General features: G+C 69.5%; 1 protein-coding gene. It reads right to left on the reverse strand.

What is annotated here, in order from left to right; all coding sequences use genetic code 11:
- The coding region (locus U5760_RS31550; protein ID WP_322016219.1) for a pyridoxal-phosphate dependent enzyme at nucleotides 1–512 on the reverse strand (512 nt) is incomplete at both ends.

Below are 512 nucleotides of genomic sequence, written 5' to 3' on the forward strand. Positions count from 1 at the left end.
AGACCCCCGCCGCCGATCGGCACGAAGATCGCGTGAATCGGGGCCTGATGCTGGCTCAGGATTTCCATGGCCACGGTGCCCTGGCCGGCGATCACGTCCGGGTCGTCGAACGGGTGCACGAAGGTCAGGCCGCGCTCGTCCTGCAGGCGCAGGGCGTGGGCGTAGGTGTCGCTGTAGGATTCGCCCGCCTGTACGACCTCGACGGTCGGGCCGCCGTGGGCGCGCACCGCATCGACCTTCACCTGGGGCGTGGTGACGGGCACGCAGATCACGGCCTTCACGCCGAGCTTCGCCGCCGAGAGGGCCACGCCCTGGGCGTGGTTGCCCGCCGAGGCGGTGATCACGCCGCGTTCGAGCTGCGCGGGCGTGAGCTGGGCCATCTTGTTGTAGGCGCCGCGCAGCTTGAAGGAGAACACGGGCTGGTTGTCCTCGCGCTTGAGCCACACCGTGTTGCCGAGACGCGCCGAAAGATTGGGCGCGCGCTCGAGTTCGGTTTCGCGGGCCACGTCGTA

Source organism: Paraburkholderia sp. J12 (assembly GCF_905220215.1).
Lineage (GTDB): Bacteria > Pseudomonadota > Gammaproteobacteria > Burkholderiales > Burkholderiaceae > Paraburkholderia.